General features: G+C 72.2%; 16 protein-coding genes. 14 read left to right on the forward strand and 2 right to left on the reverse strand.

Features of this window, described 5'->3' with window-relative positions; genetic code table 11:
- Window positions 1-98: 98 nt before the first annotated feature.
- Window positions 99-1262 carry a cysteine desulfurase family protein gene (locus IPT68_RS26025; protein ID WP_189701145.1) on the forward strand — a complete coding sequence of 388 codons (1164 nt, stop codon included), beginning with the start codon at window positions 99-101 and terminating at the stop codon, window positions 1260-1262.
- A gap of 33 nt (window positions 1263-1295) precedes the next feature.
- On the opposite strand, the gene IPT68_RS26030 is transcribed toward IPT68_RS26025, so the two are convergent.
- Complete coding sequence (locus IPT68_RS26030) at window positions 1296-1964, reverse strand: N-acetylmuramoyl-L-alanine amidase (protein ID WP_189701144.1); 669 nt, start codon at window positions 1962-1964, stop codon at window positions 1296-1298.
- A gap of 61 nt (window positions 1965-2025) precedes the next feature.
- Here IPT68_RS26030 and mnmA point away from each other — a divergent pair, with 61 nt between their 5' ends.
- Window positions 2026-3156: a tRNA 2-thiouridine(34) synthase MnmA gene (gene mnmA / locus IPT68_RS26035; protein WP_189701143.1), complete on the forward strand. Its 1131-nt coding sequence runs from the start codon at window positions 2026-2028 to the stop codon at window positions 3154-3156.
- A 10-nt stretch (window positions 3157-3166) separates the two neighbouring features.
- Here the strand turns inward: mnmA and IPT68_RS26040 are convergent, their stop codons facing one another.
- Window positions 3167-3514: a DUF427 domain-containing protein gene (locus IPT68_RS26040; RefSeq protein ID WP_189701142.1), complete on the reverse strand. Its 348-nt coding sequence runs from the start codon at window positions 3512-3514 to the stop codon at window positions 3167-3169.
- Between the two features lie 50 nt (window positions 3515-3564).
- Here IPT68_RS26040 and IPT68_RS26045 point away from each other — a divergent pair, with 50 nt between their 5' ends.
- From IPT68_RS26045 to IPT68_RS26100, 12 genes are all read left to right on the forward strand, one after another.
- Window positions 3565-4104 carry an LOG family protein gene (locus IPT68_RS26045; protein WP_189701141.1) on the forward strand — a complete coding sequence of 180 codons (540 nt, stop codon included), beginning with the start codon at window positions 3565-3567 and terminating at the stop codon, window positions 4102-4104.
- A 26-nt stretch (window positions 4105-4130) separates the two neighbouring features.
- Window positions 4131-4820, forward strand: coding sequence for an SDR family oxidoreductase (locus IPT68_RS26050; RefSeq protein ID WP_189701140.1), 690 nt, complete (start codon window positions 4131-4133; stop codon window positions 4818-4820).
- A 32-nt stretch (window positions 4821-4852) separates the two neighbouring features.
- Complete coding sequence (locus IPT68_RS26055) at window positions 4853-5860, forward strand: methionine synthase (RefSeq protein WP_189701139.1); 1008 nt, start codon at window positions 4853-4855, stop codon at window positions 5858-5860.
- 15 nt (window positions 5861-5875) lie between these two features.
- Entirely contained in the window at window positions 5876-8074 is a 2199-nt protein-coding gene (ligA, locus tag IPT68_RS26060) for an NAD-dependent DNA ligase LigA (RefSeq protein WP_189701138.1), read from the forward strand.
- Window positions 8075-8333: 259 nt separating this feature from the next.
- Window positions 8334-10577 carry a putative bifunctional diguanylate cyclase/phosphodiesterase gene (locus tag IPT68_RS26065; RefSeq protein WP_189701137.1) on the forward strand — a complete coding sequence of 748 codons (2244 nt, stop codon included), beginning with the start codon at window positions 8334-8336 and terminating at the stop codon, window positions 10575-10577.
- 529 nt (window positions 10578-11106) lie between these two features.
- The gene (gene gatC / locus IPT68_RS26070) at window positions 11107-11403 is read left to right on the forward strand and encodes an Asp-tRNA(Asn)/Glu-tRNA(Gln) amidotransferase subunit GatC (RefSeq protein ID WP_004925108.1); all 297 of its coding nucleotides are present in this window, start codon (window positions 11107-11109) and stop codon (window positions 11401-11403) included.
- A gap of 5 nt (window positions 11404-11408) precedes the next feature.
- Window positions 11409-12902, forward strand: a complete 1494-nt coding sequence (gene gatA, locus IPT68_RS26075; protein ID WP_189701136.1) for an Asp-tRNA(Asn)/Glu-tRNA(Gln) amidotransferase subunit GatA — start codon at window positions 11409-11411, stop codon at window positions 12900-12902.
- Complete coding sequence (locus IPT68_RS26080; RefSeq protein WP_141311504.1) at window positions 12899-13138, forward strand: hypothetical protein; 240 nt, start codon at window positions 12899-12901, stop codon at window positions 13136-13138. Before gatA ends, IPT68_RS26080 begins: the two co-directional genes overlap by 4 nt.
- Window positions 13139-13153: 15 nt before the next feature.
- Entirely contained in the window at window positions 13154-14668 is a 1515-nt protein-coding gene (gene gatB / locus IPT68_RS26085) for an Asp-tRNA(Asn)/Glu-tRNA(Gln) amidotransferase subunit GatB (protein ID WP_189701135.1), read from the forward strand.
- Between the two features lie 317 nt (window positions 14669-14985).
- Window positions 14986-15390, forward strand: a complete 405-nt coding sequence (locus tag IPT68_RS26090) for a hypothetical protein (RefSeq protein ID WP_189701134.1) — start codon at window positions 14986-14988, stop codon at window positions 15388-15390.
- 191 nt (window positions 15391-15581) lie between these two features.
- On the forward strand, window positions 15582-17840 hold the full coding sequence (locus IPT68_RS26095) for an MMPL family transporter (protein WP_189701133.1): 2259 nt from the start codon (window positions 15582-15584) through the stop codon (window positions 17838-17840).
- A complete protein-coding gene (locus IPT68_RS26100) occupies window positions 17818-18384 on the forward strand; it encodes a GNAT family N-acetyltransferase (protein ID WP_189701132.1) in 567 nt (188 codons plus the stop codon). Before IPT68_RS26095 ends, IPT68_RS26100 begins: the two co-directional genes overlap by 23 nt.
- Window positions 18385-18397 lie beyond the last annotated feature (13 nt).

Raw genomic sequence — 18397 nt, forward strand, 5'->3', positions numbered from 1 at the left:
CGGGCCGGCCGCCGTGCCGGCGGGACACGCAACCGGCCGCCGACGCCGGACCACCTCGCAACCGGCCAAGGGCCGCCGCGCGTAGAATCGGCGTCACCATGGCATACCTCGACCACGCCGCGACCACCCCGATGCTCCCGGAGGCGGCAGAGGCACTGACCGCCCATCTGCGCAGTACGGGCAACGCCTCCTCCCTCCACGCATCCGGCCGCCAGGCCCGCCGCACCGTCGAGGAAGCCCGCGAAACCCTCGCGGAAGCCCTCGGCGCCCGCCCCAGCGAGGTCGTCTTCACCTCCGGCGGCACGGAGGCCGACAACCTCGCCGTCAAGGGCCTGTACTGGTCCCGCCGCGCCTCCGACCCGGCCCGCACCCGGGTCCTCGCCAGCCCCGTCGAGCACCACGCCGTCCTGGACGCCGTCCACTGGCTCGGTGAACACGAGGGCGCCACCGTCGAGTACCTCCCGGTCGACTCCCACGGCCGCGTCCACCCCGAGGCACTGCGCGAGGCCATCGCCCGCGACCCCGACGACGTCGCCCTCGCCACCGTCATGTGGGCGAACAACGAGATCGGCACGGTTCTGCCGATCCGTGAACTCGCCGAGACCGCGGCCGAGTTCGGCGTCCCCCTGCACTCCGACGCCGTCCAGGCCTTCGGTCAGCTCCCGGTCGACTTCGCCGCCTCAGGCCTGGCCGCGATGACCGTCTCCGGCCACAAGATCGGCGGCCCCTACGGCATCGGCGCGCTGCTCCTGGGCCGCGAGCACAGCCCCGTGCCCGTCCTGCACGGCGGCGGCCAGGAGCGCCACGTCCGCTCCGGCACCCTCGACGTCCCCGCCATCGCCTCCTTCGCCGTCGCCGGCCGGCACGCCGCCGAGCACCGCGAGAAGTTCGCCCGCGAGATCGGCGCCCTGCGCGACGACCTGATCGACGTGGTCCGTACTGCGGTGCCGGACGCGGTCCTCGGCGGTGACCCGGTCCACCGCCTCCCGGCCAACGCCCACTTCACGTTCCCCGGCTGCGAGGGCGACTCCCTGCTGCTGCTCCTGGACGCCCAGGGCATCGAGTGCTCCACCGGCTCCGCCTGCACCGCCGGGGTCGCCCAGCCCAGCCATGTGCTGCTCGCCACCGGCACCGACCCGGACCTGGCCCGCGGCACCCTCCGCTTCTCCCTCGGCCATACCTCCACCGCGGCCGACGTCGAGGCGGTCGCCAAGGCCATCGGCCCGGCGGTGGAACGGGCTCGGGCGGCGGGGCTGACCTGAGCCGACGCGGACCCCCGCTGACCTGAGCGCGCGTCAGGCAGGCGTCGAACCCGTGCCCGCCCGCCGTACCAGCCTCATGTACCGGTCCCAGTCCCAGTGCTCCCCGGGATCGGTGTGGTCGGTGCCCGGCACCTCCACGTGGCCGATGATGTGCTCGCGGTCGACGGGTATGCCGTACCGCGCGCATATCCCCGCCGTGAGGCGTGCGGACGCGGCGTACATCGCGTCCGTGAAGTCCTGCGGGCGGTCGACGAAGCCGGCGTGCTCGATGCCGACGCTGCGTTCGTTGTACTCGCGGTTGCCCGCGTGGTACGCCACGTCCAGCTCGCGGATCATCTGCGTGATGTGGCCGTCGTCGCGGACGATGTAGTGCGACGCCGCTCCGTGCCCCGGGTCCTGGAAGACCTGCACCGCGCTGTCGAAGCTGCCCTGGGTGACATGGACGATCACCATGTCGACCGTGTAGTCGGCCGGGCGGTCCGCCCGGCGCCAGTTCGCCGACGAGGCGGCCACCCAGCGCGCGCCCGTGTAGTCGACGGCTCCCTCCACCCGCGGCTTGTCCACCCCCGGGACCTGCCACCACATGCGCGACAGTTCGTCGCGCGCCAGCAGGGCACCCGTGCCCACCGCGGCCGCCGCCCCGCCGATGATCAGCGCCCGTCGTCCGATCCGCCGGTCCGGGCCGCCCTTCGTCTGCTCCATGTGATCGAGAACGGATACTCGCGGGCTGCGGTTCCCGCGCCCCCCGTACCCTGGAGGGGTTATGACTGACACCCCGCAGCGTTCCCGTCCCCTCCGCGTCCTCGCCGCCATGTCCGGCGGTGTCGACTCCGCCGTCGCCGCCGCCCGCGCGGCCGAGGCGGGCCACGACGTGACCGGCGTCCACCTGGCGCTCTCCGCGAACCCGCAATCCTTCCGCACGGGCGCGCGGGGCTGCTGCACGATCGAGGACTCCCGCGACGCCCGCCGCGCCGCGGACGTCATCGGCATCCCGTTCTACGTGTGGGACCTCGCCGACCGCTTCCGCGAGGACGTCGTCGAGGACTTCGTCGCCGAGTACGAGGCGGGCCGCACACCCAACCCGTGCCTGCGCTGCAACGAGAAGATCAAGTTCGCCGCGCTGCTGGACAAGGCGCTGGCGCTGGGCTTCGACGCGGTCTGCACGGGCCACTACGCGAAGGTCGTGACCCTGCCCGACGGCACCCGCGAACTGCACCGCGCCTCCGACATGGCCAAGGACCAGTCCTACGTCCTCGGTGTGCTGGACGACGAGCAGCTCGCGCACGCCATGTTCCCGCTCGGCGACACGCTCACCACGAAGGACGAGATCCGCGCCGAGGCCGAGCGGCGGGGCCTGGCGGTGGCCAAGAAGCCGGACTCCCACGACATCTGCTTCATCGCCGACGGCGACACGCAGGGCTTCCTGGCGAACCGGCTCGGCAGGGCGCAGGGCGACATCGTCGACGAGTCGGGCACCAAGCTGGGCACCCACGAGGGGGCGTACGGCTTCACCATCGGCCAGCGCAAGGGCCTGCGGATCGGCACCCCGGCGCCCGACGGCAAGCCGCGCTACGTCCTCGACATCTCGCCGGTGGACAACACCGTCACCGTGGGACCCGCCGAGGCACTCGACGTCTCGGCGCTGACCGCGATCAAGCCCCGTTGGTGCGGCGCCGCCCCCAGCGGCCCCGGAACCTACACCGCCCAGCTGCGCGCCCACGGCGGCGAGACCGAGGTGACCGCCGAGCTCGTCGACGGGGAGCTGCGGGTGACCTTCACCGAGCCCGTCCGGGGCGTGGCCCCCGGCCAGGCGGTCGTCCTGTACGACGGCACGCGCGTGGTGGGTTCGGCGACGATCGCGTCCACCACGCGCGCGACGGTGGGCGTGGCCTGAACCGGCCGGTTCAGGCCACCTCCACCTCGTAGAAGCACAGGTGGTCCTTGATCTCGCCCACGGCCGGCTTGGGATCCGGGTAGGCCCAGACGAGATCCCGCGCGTCCGGCAGGGACCAGTAGGACGCGGTGCCCTTGAAGGGACAGTGCGTGTGCGTCTCGGAGGGCGTCAGCAGGTCCAGCCGGACGTCCTGCGGCGGCAGGTAGTAGCGCACGGGACTGCCCGTCTCCCGCAGGACGAGGGGGCGGTCGCTCTCCGCGAGTACCTGACCGTCGTGGACGACGCGCACGCGCTGCGTGCCCTGCTCGACGGTGATCGTGTGGCCTCGGGTCGTGTGGTCGTTCGTGTCCTGGGTCATACCGGGAAAGCGCTCGCGGGGCGCCCGTTCTTCCCACGTACGGTGTCCCCATGAACATCTGCGTCTTCCTCTCCGCCGCCGACCTCGACGACCGTTACACGGGCCCCGCGCGCGAGTTCGCGAAGCTGCTGGGCAAGGGCGGGCACACGCTGGTGTGGGGCGGTTCGGACGTCGGGCTGATGAAGGTCGTCGCCGACGGCGTGCAGGAGGCGGGCGGGCGGCTCGTGGGCGTCTCCGTGGAGTTCCTGGCCGCGAAGGCCCGCCAGGGCGTCGACGAGATGGTGATCGCCCGGGACCTCGCCGAGCGCAAGAGGCTGCTGCTGGAGAAGTCCGACGCCGTGGTGATCATGGTGGGCGGCACCGGCACGCTGGACGAGGCCACCGAGATCCTGGAACTGAAGAAGCACGGCCACACCGAGAAGCCCGTCGTGCTGCTGAACACCGCGGGCTTCTACGACGGCCTGAAGGAGCAGTTCCGCCGCATGGAGGACGAGGGGTTCCTGCCCCGGCCACTGACCGACCTGGTGTTCTTCGCGGAGGAGCCGGTGGGGGCGCTGGCGTACCTGGAGGAGAGCCGGGGCGTGGCCTAAACTCCCGTGGTGCGAGCATGGCGGGCATGGCTACACATGTGATCACCGGGGCTGGTTCCGGCATCGGCGCGGCCGTGGCCCGCCGTCTGCACGCGCGCGGGGACGAGGTCGTGCTGCACGCGCGCGACGCCGGCCGCGCGAAGGAACTGGCGGCCGCCCTCCCCGGCGCCAGGACCCTCGTGGGCGACCTCGCCGACCCCGACAAGCTGAGCTGGGCGCTGTCCCACCAGGCGCTGCCCGACCGGGTGGACTCGCTGCTGCACATCGCCGGCGTGGTCGACCTGGGCCCGGTCGGCGACCTCACCCCCAAGACCTGGCGTCACCAGCTCAACGTCAACCTCGTCGCCCCCGCCGAGCTCACCCGTCTCTTCCTGCCCCAGCTGCGTGCCGCGCGCGGCTACGTCGTGTTCGTGAACTCCGGTGCGGGCCTGAACGCCCACGCCGACTGGTCCGCGTACGCGGCCTCCAAGCACGGCCTGAAGGCCCTCGCCGACTCCCTGCGCCACGAGGAGCACGCGCACGGCGTCCGGGTCACCTCCGTCTACCCCGGCCGCACGGCGAGCCCCATGCAGGCCAAGGTGCACCAGCAGGAGGGCAAGCAGTACGACCCCTCGCGGTGGATCGACCCGGAGTCCGTCGCCACGACCATCCTGATGGCCCTGGACCTGCCGCGGGACGCGGAGGTGAACGACCTGACGGTGCGCCCGGGGCGGTGAAACTCCCGGCGGTCGTTCCGTAGGCTGCCCGGGTGAGCGAAAACAGCCAGTTCAGCTTCGGTGCCGCCACCGGCGTCGGTTCCCTGCCCGGTGGGGACGCCCGTGAGGCCGCCAGGACCGCCACCGGCTCCTTCGAGGACTTCCCGTTCCTGCCCGAGCTGCCCGCCCGGGGTCCCGGCGCGGACATGATCGGACGGACCGCCGGGATGCTCGTCGAGCTGTACGCGCGCGTGGAACCCAGCGGCTGGCGGATCGGGGACCGGCCGGGGCGGGACACCAAGCGGGCGTGGTCGTGGCTCGGCGAGGACCTCGACGCGCTGGAGGAGTTCACGCAGGGGTACGAGGGCCCGCTGAAGGTGCAGGCCGTCGGTCCGTGGACGCTCGCCGCCGCCGTCGAGCTCAAGAACGGCGAGGCGGTCCTCTCCGACCCCGGCGCCTGCCGCGACCTCGCCGCCTCCCTCACCGAGGGCCTGCGCCTGCACCTGGCCGAGGTGCGGCGGCGCGTCCCCGGCGCCCGGCCGGTGCTCCAGCTCGACGAGCCCTCCCTCACCGCCGTACTGCGCGGCCGGGTGCGCACCGCCAGTGGCTACCGCACCCACCGCGCCGTCGACCGGCAGGTCGTCGAGGCCACGCTCCGGGACGTCGTCGGCGTGCACGGCGGCGGCCCCGTCGTGATCCACTCCTGCGCGCCCGACGTCCCCTTCGCCCTGCTGCGCCGGGCCGGGGCCGCCGCCGTCTCCTTCGACTTCTCGCTCCTCACCGAGCGTGACGACGACGCGATCGGGGAAGCCGTGGAAGGCGGCACCCGGCTGTTCGCGGGTGTCGTGCCGAGCACGGACGGCCCATTGTCAGACCCTGCCGGTAGCGTCATGGGTGTCAGGACGCTGTGGCGCAGGCTGGGGCTGTCTCCGGGGCTTCTCGCGGAGGCGGTCACGATCACGCCGACGTGCGGACTCGCGGGCGCTTCGCCCGGGTACGCGCGCGAGGCCCTCGCCCACTGCGCCCGGGCGGCGAGATCCCTCGCGGACAACCCTGAGTAACGGGAGGACAACACGGTGGCCGGCGACAAGCAAGCCGAGACGACGAACGTGCCCGCCGAGGCACGGGAGAAGCACGTGCAGCTCGCTGAGCAGATCGAGGAGCACCGCTTCCGTTACTACGTGAAGGACGCTCCCGTCATCAGTGACGCGGAGTTCGACCGGCTGCTGCGCTCTGTGGAGGAACTGGAGGAGCAGTTCCCCGAGCTGCGCACGCCGGACTCGCCGACGCAGAAGGTCGCCGGGTCCTACGCGACGGAGTTCACCGCCGTCGAGCACCGCTCGCGCATGCTCTCCCTGGACAACACCTTCAACGACGACGAACTCGCCGCGTGGGCCGACCGCGTCGCCCGGGAACTGGGCGACCAGACGTACCACTTCCTGTGCGAGCTCAAGGTCGACGGCCTCGCCGTGAACCTCACCTACGAGCGCGGCCGCCTGGTCCGCGCGGCCACCCGCGGTGACGGCCGCGCCGGCGAGGACATCACGCCCAACGCCCGCACCATCGCGGAGATCCCGGACCGCCTCAAGGGCGACCGCGTCCCCGACCTCGTGGAGATCCGCGGCGAGGTCTACTTCCCGATGGAGAAGTTCGAGGATCTCAACGCCCGTCTGGTGGCCGCCGGCGACAAGCCGTTCGCCAACCCGCGCAACGCGGCGGCCGGTTCGCTGCGCCAGAAGGACCCGCGGGTCACCGCCACCCGGCCGCTGCACATGGTGGTGCACGGCATCGGCGCCCTGGAGGGCTACGAGGGCATGACCCGCCTGTCCCAGGCGTACGACCTGCTCAAGGACTGGGGCCTGCCCACCTCGCCGCACAACAGGGTGGTCGACGACCTCGCGGGCGTACGGGAGTTCATCGCGTACTACGGCGAGCACCGGCATTCCGTGGAACACGAGATCGACGGGGTGGTCGTCAAGCTGGACGAGATCCGCCTCCAGGGCCGCCTCGGCTCCACGGCACGCGCCCCGCGCTGGGCGATCGCGTACAAGTACGCGCCGGAGGAGGTCAACACCAAGCTGATCGACATCAAGGTGGCCGTCGGCCGCACCGGCCGGGTCACCCCCTACGCCCAGGTCGAGCCGGTGACGGTGGCCCGCAGCGAGGTGGAGTTCGCCACCCTGCACAATCAGGAGGTCGTCAAGGCCAAGGGCGTCCTCATCGGGGACACGGTGGTGCTGCGCAAGGCCGGCGACGTCATCCCGGAGATTCTCGGACCGGTCATCGACCTGCGCGTCGAGGACGAGGTGCGCGCGTTCGTGATGCCCTCCGAGTGCCCCGAGTGCGGCACCGCGCTGCGCCCCATGAAGGAGGGCGACATCGATCTGCGCTGCCCCAACGCCCGCACCTGCCCCGCCCAGTTGCGCGGCCGGGTCTCCTACCTCGCGGGCCGGGAGTGCCTGGACATCGAGCACTTCGGCGACGTCGCGGCGGCCGCGCTGACCCGGCCGCTGGAGCCCGTCGACCCGCCGCTGGTGGACGAGGGCGACCTGTTCGACCTCACCGTGGAGAAGCTGCTGCCCATCAGGGCGTACGTCCTCGACCCGGACAGCGGGCTGCCCAAGCACGACCCGAAGACCGGCGAGGAGAAGATCGCCACGGTCTTCGCCAACCAGAAGGGCGAACCGAAGAAGAACGCGCTGGCCCTGCTGCGCAACATCGAAGCCGCCAAGGCCCGCCCGCTCGCCCGCTTCCTCAACGGGCTCTCCATCCGGCACGTCGGCCCGGTCGCCGCCGAGGCGCTCGCCCGCGAGTTCCGCTCCATCGACCGCATCGAACAGGCCGACGAGAGCGAGCTGGCCAACACCGACGGCGTCGGACCCATCATCGCCAGGTCGCTCAAGGAGTGGTTCGCCGAGGACTGGCACCGCGAGATCATCCGCAAGTGGAAGGCGGCCGGGGTCCGGCTGGAGGAGGAGAGCACCGGAGAGGACGAGGGCCCCCGCCCGCTCGAAGGCCTCACCGTCGTCGTCACCGGCACGCTCGAACACTTCACGCGGGACGGCGCCAAGGAGGCGCTCCAGACCCGCGGTGCCAAGGTGGCCGGTTCGGTGTCCAAGAAGACGTCTTTCGTCGTTGTGGGTGACAACCCCGGATCGAAGTACGACAAGGCGATGCAGCTCAAGGTGCCGGTGCTGAACGAGGAGGGGTTCAACGTCCTTCTGGAGCAAGGACCTGAGGCGGCGTCGGAGGCCGCACTTCCGACCGGCGAGTAGCGGTTGAGGAACACCCGATCGGCGCATACCAGATGCATACGGGCGGCTGGGGCGCATTCGGGCAACCGTCGACGACCGGTGCCCGTGGAAGCCTTCTGCGGCCTACTGTTGGGATGTGCACCTGCCGTGCCCAGCTGCGGTTGGGGCATCCCCCTGCTCTTGGCGAGCACGGGGAACGGTTTTCCAGCGCGGTGCCGTTGACGGGTGCAGGGCATCGGGCCGCGTGGCGTGGGCACCGCCGGCTGTGAGAGGGACGGGAATGGAACCGACCGAGAGCGCCGCCCCGTACTCACGGCTGCGCCGGATGGCCGGCGCCTGGCAAGAGGGCCTCCGTTCGGCCCGGCGTGCGAGTGCCGCCGGCACGCGGGGCCCCGGCGCCGGACAGCGCATCGTGCTGGACGGACGGGACGCCGCCGCCCTCACCGCCGGGCACGCCGCCGGACTGCCGGGAGTCGACGCCGAACGGCACCTGTCCTGGCCCGCGCTGCCCGCGGCGGTCGTCGCCGCCGCCGGGTTCGCGCTCGGCGCCGGGTTCCTGCGGGCGTTCACCGGCCAGCATGCGCTCTTCCCGTCCGGCACGGCCGGCTGGTCGCTGGCCGTGCTGACCGGCGTCATCGTCGGCCACCTGGTCGCGCTCGGCCGCGCCCGCTGGTGGGGCGGCACCGGCTCCGGCGCCGCCCTCACCCTCGCCGTCCTGCTGCTCTACGGCTGGGTGCCCGCCGGGATGGTCAGCCTCACCGTCGTCGTCCTGGTCGGCATAGCCCGGCGCCACCGCTGGCGGCAGGGCCTGCTGCACGGCGCGGTGGACATCCTCGGCATCGGCGCCGGCGCCCTCCTCCTGGCCCTCTTCGGCCGCGTACCGTCCGTCGAGGATCCCTGGCACCCCGCCACCTGGACCCTCTACACCGCCACCGAGGTGATCCTGGTCGCGACCGCCTACCTCGCGGTCTCCCGCACCCTGCTGTGGTACCTGCACACGCCCCGCCCCGGCGGAGTGCCCACCATCGCCCGCACCGCCCTGGTCCGGCACGGCCTGGTCGCGGTGGCCCTGCTCGGCATCGCCCCCCTGATCTGCGTGGTCGCCGTCGCCAAGCCGATCCTGCTGCCGCTGTTCGCCATCCCCCTCGTCGCGCTCGACTCCACCCTGTGGATCGCCCGCGCCCGCGCGGAGGAGCAGCTGCGCGATCCGCTCACCGGCCTGCCCAACCGTCAGTGGCTCCTGGAGCGCACGTGGACGGCACTGGACGACGCCGAACGCATCGGCGCACGCGCCGCCCTGATGCTGATCGACCTCGACCGGTTCCGATCGGTCAACGACACCCTCGGTCATCTCGCCGGTGACCGGCTGCTGCTGCAGACCGCCGACCGGCTGCGGCTGGCCCTGCCCCGCGGGGCGGAGGCCGCCCGGCTCGGCGGCGACGAGTTCGCCGTCTTACTGCCGGTCGCCGACTCCACGACGTCCGCGACCCGGATCGCCCGCGGCCTGGTCGCCGCGCTCAGCTCCCCGCTCGACCTCGACGGGCTCACCCTCGTGCTGGAGGCCAGCGCGGGCGTCGCCGTCTTCCCCGACCACGCCCTCGACGCAGAGGGGCTCCTGCGCCGCGCGGACGTGGCGATGTACCAGGCGAAACGCGACCGCACGGGGGTGGAGGTGTACGAGTCCAAGCGGGACTCCAACACCCCGGACCGCCTCGGTCTCCTCGCCGACCTGCGCCGGGCGCTGGACGCGCACGAGGTCGAGCTGCACTACCAGCCCAAGGTGCGCTTCGACGGGCAGGTGGCCGGGTTGGAGGCACTGGTGCGGTGGGTGCATCCCGAGCGCGGGAAGGTGCCGCCGGACGAGTTCATCGCGATCGCCGAGTCCTCCGGGCTGATGCCGCAGCTGACGGAGTACGTGCTGGAGACCGCGCTCGGACAGGTGGCGCGGTGGCGCTCGCAGGGGCTGTTCGTGCCGGTCGCGGTGAACGTGTCCCCGCGTGACGTGCACACGCCCGGGTTCGCGGGCTCCGTCGCCGCCCGTCTCGCCCGGCACGGCGTTCCGGCGGGAGCGCTCCAACTGGAGATTACGGAGCACGTCCTGCTGGAGGACCCGCAGCGGGCCGCCGACACCCTCGCCGGGCTGACCGGGCACGGCGTGAAGATGTCGCTGGACGACTTCGGCACCGGCTACTCGTCGCTGGTGCATCTGCGCCGGCTGCCGGTCAGCGAACTGAAGATCGACCGCTCGTTCGTGGCGCGGCTGGCCATCGACACCGAGGACGCGGAGATCGTGCGCTGCACGGTCGACCTCGCGCACTCGCTCGGGCTGCTGGTCGTCGCCGAGGGGGTCGAGGACGACGAGACCTGGGAACGCCTGCGCGACCTCGGCTGCGACGCCGTACAGGGCTGGCTGGTCGCCGCCGCGATGCCGGCGGAGGAGACCACGGCCTGGCTCCGGGCACGGGGCTCGCGCGGATGGCAGCGACCCGCGGCGGCGCTCCCCGCCGTCGCGGCGGACGAGTGAAGCCGGCGCTGTCCCCGGCCCACCTTCGACCACGGGCTGAGAGAGGCCGACCGGGGGGTGAGGGCCGCCGACGGGCGCTGAGCCGGCCGGGTCGGAGGGGAGAGCCGTCGGAGGGGAGAGCCGCCGGAGGGCGCTGAGTCGGGCCGGTCACTTGGAAGGCGTCGTCGGGGAGGAGCCGGGGCGAGATGGCGCCCGCCCGAGATGTACCAGGTACCCCGGGGCCGCCCGCCCGAGGTGTACCGGGCACTCCGGGGCCGCACGCCCGAGGCGGACCGGGCGCTCCGGGACGGTATGCCCACGTGGGCACCCCAGGGGGTGGTAGGCGCACGGCGCACCGGCGCTCGGGGCCGTGCCCCGCGGCGGGGTCAGGGGTGCCGATCCGGGCCGTGCGCCCGTGGGCGGGGCAGGAACCCTCGGCCGGGTCGGGGCGGTGTCGGGCGTGGGGGCGGGGAAACCGATTCACGGGCGCGGCCCCCGGCCCCATAGGATTGAGCCCACACCACACCCACTCACCCCAGAGGATCGCTGCATGCCTGGCATCACGCGCGAGGAGGTCGCCCACCTCGCCCGGCTGGCGCGTCTGGAGCTGAAGCCCGAAGAGCTCGACCACTTCGCGGGACAGCTGGACGACATCATCGGCGCGGTCGCCCGCGTCAGCGAGGTCGCCGACCAAGACGTACCGCCGACCTCGCACCCGCTCCCGCTGACGAACGTCATGCGCCCGGACGAGGTCCGCCCCTCGCTCACCCCCGAGCAGGCGCTCTCCGGCGCCCCGGCCCAGGAGCAGCAGCGTTTCAAGGTGCCGCAGATCCTGGGGGAGGAGTAATCCGCATGACGGACATCATCAAGCTCACCGCCGCCGAGACCGCCGCGAGGATCGCCTCCGGCGAGCTCACGGCCGTCGAGGTCACCGAGGCACACCTGGCCCGCATCGAGGCCGTCGACGAGAAGGTGCACGCCTTCCTGCACGTCGACCGCGAGGGCGCCCTCGCCCAGGCGCGTGCCGTGGACGCCAAGCGCGAGCGCGGCGAGAAGCTGGGCCCGCTGGCCGGCGTCCCGCTGGCGCTGAAGGACATCTTCACCACCGAGGGCGTCCCGACCACCGTCGGCTCCAAGATCCTCGAGGGCTGGATCCCGCCGTACGACGCCACCCTCACCAAGAGGCTGAAGGCCGCCGACGTCGTCATCCTCGGCAAGACCAACATGGACGAGTTCGCCATGGGGTCCAGCACCGAGAACAGCGCCTACGGCCCCACCGGCAACCCCTGGGACCTCACCCGGATCCCCGGCGGCTCCGGCGGCGGTTCCTCCGCCGCGCTGGCCGCGCACATGGCCCCGCTGGCGATCGGCACCGACACCGGCGGCTCCATCCGCCAGCCGGCCGCCGTCACCGGCACGGTCGGCGTGAAGCCGACGTACGGCGCGGTCTCCCGCTACGGCATGGTGGCCTTCTCGTCCTCCCTGGACCAGGGCGGCCCCTGCGCCCGTACGGTCCTGGACGCGGCGCTGCTGCACGAGGTGATCGCCGGGCACGACCCGATGGACTCCACCTCCATCGACGCCCCGGTCCCGCCGGTCGTCGAGGCCGCCCGCAACGGCAGTGTCGCGGGCATGCGCGTCGGTGTCGTCAAGCAGTTCCGCGGCGAGGGCTACCAGGCCGGCGTCATCCAGCGCTTCGACGAGTCGGTCGAGCTGCTCAAGGAGCTGGGCGCCGAGATCGTCGAGCTGGACTGCCCGTCCTTCGACCTCGCCCTGTCGGCGTACTACCTGATCGCCCCGTCCGAGTGCTCCTCCAACCTCGCCCGCTTCGACGGCCTGCGCTACGGCCTGCGGACCGGCGACGACGGCACGCGCTCGGCCGAGGAGGTCACCTCCCTCACCCGTGAGGCGGGCTTCGGCGCCGAGGTCAAGCGCCGCGTCATGCTCGGCACGTACGCCCTGAGCTCCGGCTACTACGACGCGTACTACGGCAGCGCCCAGAAGGTCCGCACCCTCATCACGCGGGACTTCGAGAAGGCGTTCGAGCAGGTCGACGTGATCGTCTCCCCGACGACCCCGACCACCGCCTTCCCGATCGGCGAGCGCGCCGACGACCCGATGGCGATGTACCTCGCCGACCTGTGCACCATCCCGACCAACCTGGCGGGCAACGCGGCCATGTCGCTGCCCTGCGGTCTCGCCCCGGAGGACAACCTCCCGGTCGGGCTCCAGATCATCGCCCCCGCGCTGCAGGACGACCGCCTTTACAAGGTCGGCGCCGCCGTCGAGGCCGCGTTCGTGGAAAAGTGGGGCCACCCGCTCCTGGAGGAGGCTCCGTCGCTGTGAGTGCACTGTCCAAGGCCAAGGGCTTCAAGAAGTCGAAGTCCGGTACGTACCTGTCCATGGCCGCCACCGCGTTCGGCGCGATCGGCGTCGCCAAGCAGATCAAGAAGGCCCGCGCCGAGAACGACACGCTGCGGCTCGTCGACGCCGTCGTCACCGCCGCCGGAGTCGTCACCGGCCTCGCCATGCTCTACCGCGAGCTGAAGCGGCTGGGCGACGACGACGTCCTGCTGGGCTGAGAGGGAAGTTTCACCGTGACCACCACGACCGACCTGGTGTCGTACGAGGACGCGCTGGCGTCGTACGACCCCGTCATGGGCCTCGAGGTCCATGTCGAACTCGGCACCAAGACCAAGATGTTCTGCGGCTGTTCGACCACGCTCGGCGCCGACCCGAACACCCAGACCTGCCCCGTCTGCCTCGGCCTGCCCGGCGCGCTCCCGGTCGTCAACGCGACCGGCGTCGAGTCCGCCATCAAGATCGGTCTCGCGCTGAACTGCGAGATCGCCGAGTGGTGCCGCTTCGCCCGGAAGAACTACTTCTATCCGGACATGCCGAAGAACTTCCAGACCTCCCAGTACGACGAGCCGATCGCCTTCAACGGCTATCTCGACGTGCAGCTGGAGGACGGCGAGACCTTCCGCGTGGAGATCGAGCGCGCCCACATGGAGGAGGACACCGGAAAGTCGACGCACGTCGGCGGCGCCACCGGCCGTATCCACGGCGCGTCCCACTCCCTGCTGGACTACAACCGCGCCGGCATCCCGCTGATCGAGATCGTCACCAAGCCGATCGTCGGCGCGGGCGAGCGCGCTCCCGAGGTCGCGCGGGCGTACGTCCGCGAGCTGCGCGAACTGATCCGTGCGCTCGGCGTCTCCGAGGCCCGCATGGAGATGGGCCAGATGCGCTGCGACGTCAACCTGTCGCTGATGCCCAAGGGCGCCGACAAGTTCGGCACGCGCTCGGAGACCAAGAACGTCAACTCCCTGCGTTCGGTGGAGCGCGCGGCGCGGTTTGAGATCCAGCGCCACGCCGCCGTGCTGAGCGACGGCGGCACGATCGTGCAGGAGACCCGGCACTTCCACGAGGACACCGGGTCCACCACCTCGGGCCGTGTGAAGGAGGAGGCCGAGGACTACCGGTACTTCCCGGAGCCCGACCTGGTCCCGGTCGCCCCGTCCCGTGACTGGGTCGAGGAACTGCGCGCCGCCCTGCCGGAGCTGCCGCTGGTGCGCCGCAACCGGCTCCGCGAGGAGTGGGGCGTCTCCGCCACCGACATGCAGGCGATCCTCAACGCCGGTGCGCTGGACCCGATCGTCGCCACGATCGACGCCGGTGCGGACGCCGCGTCCGCCCGCAAGTGGTGGATGGGTGAACTGGCCCGCAGCGCCAACGAGTCGGGCAAGGCGCTCGACGAGCTGGCCATCACGCCGGCCCAGGTCGCCCGGGTCACCGAGCTGGTGACCGCCGGCGACCTGAACGACAAGCTGGCCCGCCAGGTCATCGAAGGCGTCCTGGCCGGCGAGGGCACCCCGGACGAGGTCGTCGACAAGCGCGGCCTGAAGGTCGTCTCCGACGAAGGCGCCCTCGGTACGGCCGTGGACGAGGCCATCGCCGGCAACCCGGCCATCGCGGACAAGATCCGCGGCGGCAAGGTGGCCGCGGCCGGCGCCCTGGTCGGCGCGGTCATGAAGGCGACCCGCGGCCAGGCCGACGCGGCGCGCGTCAAGGAGCTGATCCTGCAGAAGCTGGGCGTCAGCGAGGGCTGAGCCCCGCCACCGCAGCGCAGTCGCGGGGGGATGCACCGGAAGCGGTGCATCCCCCCGCGACGCGTGTGAAGGCAGCGTGCGCCGCAGGCATCCGAAGGCAGCGCACGCCTGTGCGACTGAAGGCGGCGCTGCCCAACGCCCGCGTGCGGCGCGCGCCTACGCCCAGAGGTGAGGCGCGCGTCCACGCCTGCACAGGCGGCGGGCGCCCACGCCCGAGTGAGGCCTCCGCGACCCGCACGAACCCCGGCGTCCGGCCCCTGCGGCGGGTGGCGCCCTGCACCCGGTGTTCCCGGCCTCACGCGCTACGCTCGCCCGCCATGAGTGGACGCGCTGATTGCGGGGAGCCCTCCGACACCACCGAGGTCGACGCCGCGGCTCGGAACGAGGGCGAGGCCGAGACCCGGACCGGGGCCGGGGCCGGGACCGAGGCCGCAGGTGGCGCCGAAGGGGACGCCGAGGAGGTCGGTGATCCCGCGCGGCCGGCGCGGCGGGCGCGCTGGACCGCCGCCGGAACCGGCGGGCTGCTGGCGCTGGCGGGACTGGCCGCGTCCCTGCTGAGGGCCGCGGACGCCGGACCGGCGCTCGTACCGGCCGCCTACGCCGTCGGCGCGGCCGTCTGCGGGGGTGCGGCGGTTCTCGGGTCGCGGGGCCGCACCCGACGGGCGCTGTGGTTGCTGGTGGGCGGCGTGACCGTGATGGCGTTCGGAGACCAGTTCGACTGACGGTGACACGGTTCACCTGGTGTCCTGAGAGCCGACTCCGGCTTCTGTGAACCACCCCACGAAACGACCAAACGATCACTTCCCCCTGCAAGAGTGTTTGTCCATTGCACATGCGTTCTTTGCGGGCCGTTCAGTGGCTGGACGACTGTTCCCGGTCAAAGATCCACAAGTCACCTCCTGGGAGCACGTTCGTGGCAGCCCTAGCCCGCTGGTGTGTTCGCAACCGAATGGCCGCCGTCCTCCTGTGGCTGCTCACCTTCGGCGGGGTGACCGCTGCCGCCGCCGTGACCGGCACGGCCTACTCGAACGACTACCAGGTACCCGGCACCGAGTCGGGCCGGGCCGGACAGCTGCTCACGGAGGCCTTCCCGGACCTCGGCGGCGCCGCCGGAACGGTCGTCTGGCACACCCCGACCGGCTCGGTCCGCGCCGCCGACGTCGAACAGACGATGACCCGCACCCTGCACGACATCGCGCAACTGCCCGGCGTGGCCGCCGTGGTGACTCCGTACGGCGACCAGGGCGCGGGCCGGATCAGCGACGACGGCCGTACCGCCTACGCCACCGTCGCCTTCCACGACCAGGACCATGACCTCGACGAGTCCGAGGCGAAGGCCGTCGTGGACACCGCCAAGGACGCCGAGGCCGACGGCCTCCAGGTGGAGCTGGGCGGCACCGCCATCGGCCTCACCGACCCGTCCGGCGGCCATCTCGCCGAGGTCGTCGGCGTGCTGGTGGCCGCGGTCGTGCTGTTCCTCGCCTTCGGCTCGCCAGCGGCGTCCCTGCTGCCCATCGCCACCGCGCTGGTCGGCGTGGGCACTGCGTACGCCGGGACCGTGCTGCTCGGACACGCCATGACCGTCGCCGACTTCGCGCCCATGCTGGGCATGCTGATCGGGCTCGGCGTCGGCATCGACTACGCGCTGTTCATCGTCACCCGGCACCGCCGCGGCCTCAAACGCGGCCTGGACGTCACCGAGGCGGCCACCGCGGCCGTCGCCACCACGGGACGCGCGGTGGTGTTCGCGGGTGCCACCGTTTGTATCGCGTTGCTGGGCATGCTGATCCTCCAGCTCGGATTCCTCAACGGAGTGGCCATAGCGGCCTCACTGACCGTGGTGCTCACCGTCGCGGCCTCCGTGACCCTGCTGCCCGGACTGCTGTCCTTCATCGGCATGCGCGCGCTCAGCCGCCGCGAACGCCGCCGGCTCGAGGAGAACGGTCCCGAACCCGAGCTGCCCACCGGGTTCGCCGCCCGCTGGTCCGCCTTCGTCGAACGGCACCCCAAGAAGCTCGGCGCCGTCGCGCTCGCCGTCGTCACGCTGCTCGCGCTGCCGACCCTCTCGCTCCGCCTGGGCACCTCCGACCAGGGCAACAATCCCGAATCGACGACCACCAGGAAGGCCTACGACCTGCTCGCCGACGGCTTCGGCCCCGGCGTCAACGGACCCCTCACCCTGGTCACCGAGATCCACGGCGCCGAGGACCGGCTCGCCGCCGACGGCCTCGCCGGCACGCTGCGCGCCACCGAGGGCGTCGCCGCCGTCACCCCGGTGACGTTCGACTCCGGCGGTCACACCGCGTACCTCACCGTCGTCCCCGAGTCGTCCCCGCAGTCCGCGAGCACCAGTGACCTCGTCGACCGGCTGCGCACCGAGGTGCTGCCGCGCACCGAGGCAGGCACCTCGCTCGACGTGCACGTCGGCGGGGTCACGGCCGCCTACGACGACTTCGCCGAGGTGATCGTCGGCAAACTGCCGCTGTTCGTCGGCGTGGTGATCGCACTCGGCTGTGTGCTGCTGCTGCTCGCCTTCCGGTCGGTCGTCATCCCGCTGAAGGCCGCCGCGATGAACGTCGCCGCCGTCGCCGCCTCGTTCGGCGTGGTCGTGGCGTTCTTCCAGTGGGGCTGGGGCAGTGAACTGCTCGGCCTCGGCCGCGCCGGTCCGATCGAGCCCTTCCTCCCCGTGATCATGGTGTCGGTGCTGTTCGGGCTCTCCATGGACTACCAGGTCTTCCTGGTCAGCCGGATGTACGAGGAGTGGCTGGAGACCGGCGACAACCGGCGGTGCGTCCGGATCGGCCTCGCCGAGACCGGCCGGGTGATCAACTCCGCCGCGGTCATCATGATCTCGGTGTTCCTCGCCTTCGTGCTCAGCGGCGACCGCGTGATCGCCATGTTCGGCATCGCGCTCGCCGCCGCCGTCGCCCTGGACGCCTTCGTGCTCCGCACCCTTCTCGTCCCCGCCCTGATGCACCTGCTCGGCAGCGCCAACTGGTGGCTGCCCGGCGGGCTCGACCGGCGCCTGCCCCGGATCAGCATCGAGCCGCCCGAGTGCCGTACCGGCCGGGAAAGTCTCCCGGACGCCGACGCCGAACGTGAGAAGCTCACGGGCGTCGTGGACGTACTGGAGAAGGAGCGGCGTTCGGATGTACGCGATATCCCTGGGTGACGACGGAGCCCGGCTGCGGCCACTGGAGCCCTGGCACGCCGAGGAGTTCCTCGCCCACCTCGACCGCGGGCGGGACTTCATCACCCGGCACATCCCGTTCGGGTCCAAGGCCACCGACCTCGACTCCGTCCGGGCCCTGTTGCAGTCGTACGCCGACAAGCGCGCCGCCGACAACGGCTCCCTGCACGGCGTGTGGCTCGACGGAAAGCTCGTCGGCGGTGTCCTCTTCCGTGTCTTCGACGCCGCCACCGGGGTCTGCGAGATCGGCTGCTGGCTGGAACCGGCGGCCACCGGACGAGGGCTCGTCACACGCGCCTCCCGCGTGCTGATCGACTGGGCGTTCGGCGAGCGCGGGATGCACCGGGTGGAGTGGCACGCGGCGTCCGACAACACGGCCAGCATCAACGTCGCACGCCGGCTGGGCATGACCCGGGAGGGCGTGCTGCGCGAGTGCTATCCCTGGCGGGGCGTGCGGCAGGACTACGAGATCTGGGCCGTGCTGGCACCGGAGTGGGCGCGGGCACGCGCTCACACCGATCATTAAGGAACCTCTCAGA

Origin of the sequence: Streptomyces chromofuscus (genome assembly GCF_015160875.1) — a bacterium.
In the GTDB taxonomy this organism is placed as follows: Bacteria; Actinomycetota; Actinomycetes; order Streptomycetales; family Streptomycetaceae; genus Streptomyces; species Streptomyces chromofuscus.